The following is a 3,238-nucleotide window of genomic DNA, read 5'->3' as shown; positions in this document are numbered from 1 at the left end:
GCGCGAAGCTGCGCAGCTCCGTGAAGCTCTGGCTCGGGGCCGCGGAGCGTACGACGCGCCGCGCGCCCTGCCGGGAGCCGACCAGGCCCTCGGCCTGGAGCGCGGCGACGGCCTGCCGGACGGTGCCGCGGGAGGCGCCGTGCGCGGCGGCGAGTTCGGCCTCCGAGGCCAGCGCCGAGCCCACCGGGTGGCGCCCCTCGGCGATGGCCCGGCGCAGCTCCTCGGCGATGCGCTCATGGCGGCGGGACGGGGGCACGGACGCTCCTCACCGTGTGCGGTCGACGGGTGCAGCCGACCGCGCCCATGATGTCATATCTGCGCACAGCTCCCATCCCGTACGGGGGACGGAAGCTGTGTGCAGCCGCCCCCGCGAACGCCGCACGATTCTCATATAGACGCTCTGAACTGCTGCTTCCCCTCCCGGCCGGGCCTTGCGGCGAGAGCGGGCACCCACAGGCCCGCCCGGCTCTGCGCCGTCACTTGTTCATACAGGCCGGTTCGCGGTCGGCCGGGCGCGCGGACTCGAACGGCAGGATGCCGGCGAACCGGTCCTCGCACCGCTCCGCGAGCCGCGCGCGCAGCTCCATCAGCCGGGCGATGCCCCGGTCCAGCTCCGCGATACGGCGCAGCACCACATCCCGCGCCGGACAGTTCTCGGGGTCGTCGGGGAGGGGCGGAGGCGTGTCGGGCAGGTCCAGGATGTCCCGTACGTTCTCGATGGTCAGCCCGGACTCCAGCAGCAGCCGCACGGTGCGCAGCCGCTCCAGGTCCGCGGCGCCGTACTCGCGGTGTCCCGAGGGGGCACGCGCCGCGCGCAGCAGCCCGCGCTGCTCGTAGTAGCGCAGTGCGCGCGGGGTGGTCCCCAGGGCGGTGGCCGCGTCACCGATGCGCATGGTCGTACGCCTCCCGGACTCAGCTCAGTTCGACCAGGACGGCGCCGATGTGCCGTCCCTCCAGCAGCTCGCACAGCGCTCGTGGGGCCTGCTCGATTCCGCGCAGTCGCGTGTGCGGGAAGGGGAGTTCGCCGCCGCGCAGCGCGGCGGCGAACTCCCGCTGCCACACCGGCAGGTCGGCCTCGACGTCGAGCGTCCGCACGCCGCGCACCGTGACGGCCCGGGTGATCAGCTCGAAGGTGTTCACCCGGGTGTGCCCGGTGCCGGCGGCCGAGAGCTGGCCCGCCAGGGCGCCGACGACACCGACCCGGGCGCCCTCCCGGGCCAGGGCCAGCGCGGCCTCCAGCTGTTCGCCGCCGACGTTGTCGACGACCGCGTCCAGGCCGTCCGGCGCCGCGGCCCGCAGCTGCTCCTCGATGGGGCCAGCGCCCCGGACGACGGCGGCGTCGTACCCCAGCTCCCGCACCAGCGCCTCGGCCTTCCGCTCGGAGCCGGTGCTCCCGATGACGCGCCGCGCGCCGCGCAGCCGGGCGATCGGACCGGTGAGCGAGCCGACGCCGCCCGCGGCGCCGGAGACGAACACGGTGTCGCCCGCGCGCACCTCGGCCCCGCGCACGACACCGAGCCAGGCCGTGAAGCCCTGCGAGAGATGGGCTGCCGGGTCGGGGAAGGCGCTCGCGCCGGTGGTCGGCACCGGGCGCGCCGCGTCCGCTCCGAGGACGGCGTACTCGCGCCAACCGCGGTAGTGCTCCACCAGATCACCGGCGCGCGGCCCGCCCGGTACGCCGCTGACGACCTCCCCGAGCGCCGGGCCCCACAGGGGCTCGCCGACGCCGTAGCCCGGCATGACGGTGCGCGCCGCGTCGCCCTCCCGCATCAGCGAGCGCATGACGGCGGTCACGCTCATCAGGGTGTTGCGTACCAGGATCTGGCCCGGCCCCGGCACGGGGACGGGCACGTCGACGACGCCCAGGTGCCCGGGGGCGAGGTCCCCGTCGGGGCGCTCGGTGAGATGCACTTCACGGTGCAGATGCGGTGTGTCGGCAGTCATGCCAGGACGCTAGAACCTGACGCGCACGTCAGATGCAAGCCCCGGCTAGTGCCTATCAGCAGGCCCCTAGGGTCCGGCCCAGCTCGGCCAGGTCGGCGTTGCCGCCCGACAGCACGGCGACGAGCGGTCCGGTGAAGGACTCCGGGGCCGCCAGGAGCGCGGCGACCGGGGCGGCGCCCGCCGGCTCGACGAGCAGCTTGGCGCGCTCCAGGCACAGGTGCTGGGCCGAGCGCAGCGCGTCCTCGCCGACGGTGCGGACCTCGTCCACGAGGTCCTTGACGATCCGGAACGGCAGCTCGCCGGGGCGCGCGACCTTGATACCGTCCGCGATCGTCGTACCGGCGCGGACCGCCGTGGGCCGGCCGGAGGCGAGCGAGGGCGGATAGGGCGCGGCGTTCTCGGCCTGGACGCCGATGACGCGGGTCTGCGGCCGCAGCGCCTTCACCGCCGTGGCGACCCCGGCCGCGAGGCCGCCGCCTCCGACGGCCACGACCACCGTGGCCGTCCACGGGAGCTGTGCCAGGATCTCCAGGCCGACGGTCCCCTGGCCCGCGATGACGTCCGGGTGGTCGAAGGGGTGGATGAGGACCGCTCCGGTGCGGCGGGCGTGGTCCTGGGCGGCGGCCAGCGCCTCGTCCACCACCCGCCCGGCCGTCCGTACCTCGGCCCCGTGGCGGCGGGTCGCCGCCGCCTTGCCCGCGGGCGCGCCCTCCGGCATGAACACGGTGGCGCGCACGCCGAGCAGCGCAGCGGCGAGCGCCACGCCCTGGGCGTGGTTGCCCGCGCTGGCCGCGACCACCCCCGCAGCCCGCTGCCGGGGGCTCAGCGCGGCGAGGCGGGCGTAGCCGCCGCGCAGCTTGAACGAGCCGGTGCGCTGGAGGTTCTCGCACTTCAGATGGACGGGGCAGCCGACGAGGCCGGACAGGTGGCGGCTGTGGGTCATGGGGGTGGTGCGGACGACGCCGTCGAGCACCGCGCCGGCGGCCCGGATGTCGGCCAGCGTCGGAGGGACGGCGCCGGACCGCGGGTCGGCGGTGGCGGTGGCTGTGGCGCTGGCTGTGGCGGCGTCGGCGTCGGCGTCGGCGTCGGTGCCGGTCGTTCGGGAGGGCATGGACCCAGCCTGCCCGCGGCCCGCCGGCCGCCGGGCGGGCTCATCGACTGCGGACCGAGCGCGCGCAGTCCGGGGACCGGGCGGTCATGGAACGGTCACATCCCCTTCCTAGCGTGCCCGTGGCCCCCGCAATGGAAGGGATCGAACCGCCTCATGACCCCGAACGCCCCCGTGCCCTACGCC

Annotated in this window: 3 protein-coding genes and 1 pseudogene; all 4 read right to left on the bottom strand. The window is 75.9% G+C overall.

Annotated elements, in window-relative coordinates; all coding sequences use genetic code 11:
• Positions 1-256 (bottom strand): GntR family transcriptional regulator (locus G5C65_RS34270; protein ID WP_165302965.1); only part of this gene is annotated, 256 nt, incomplete at its 3' end.
• A 220-nt stretch (positions 257-476) separates the two neighbouring features.
• The gene (locus G5C65_RS34265; protein ID WP_165302964.1) at positions 477-893 is read right to left on the bottom strand and encodes a MerR family transcriptional regulator; all 417 of its coding nucleotides are present in this window, start codon (positions 891-893) and stop codon (positions 477-479) included.
• A 19-nt stretch (positions 894-912) separates the two neighbouring features.
• Positions 913-1,944 (bottom strand): MDR family NADP-dependent oxidoreductase, encoded by a 1,032-nt coding sequence (locus tag G5C65_RS34260; protein ID WP_165302963.1) that lies wholly within the window; start codon positions 1,942-1,944, stop codon positions 913-915.
• A gap of 67 nt (positions 1,945-2,011) precedes the next feature.
• A pseudogene (locus G5C65_RS34255) lies at positions 2,012-3,055 on the bottom strand (threonine ammonia-lyase); the annotation flags it as partial.
• Between the last annotated feature and the right edge of the window lie 183 nt (positions 3,056-3,238).

This window comes from Streptomyces boncukensis, assembly GCF_011045075.1.
Classification (GTDB): Bacteria; Actinomycetota; Actinomycetes; order Streptomycetales; family Streptomycetaceae; genus Streptomyces; species Streptomyces boncukensis.
Note: the sequence above shows the minus strand (reverse complement) of the source record. Positions and strands in the feature narration are given on the sequence as shown.

Bases quoted from the DNA above. Each gene is read 5' to 3' on its own strand.
- G5C65_RS34260 (WP_165302963.1), bottom strand. From the start codon at position 1,944: ATGACTGCCGACACACCGCATCTGCACCGTGAAGTGCATCTCACCGAG.
- G5C65_RS34265 (WP_165302964.1), bottom strand. From the start codon at position 893: ATGCGCATCGGTGACGCGGCCACCGCCCTGGGGACCACCCCGCGCGCA.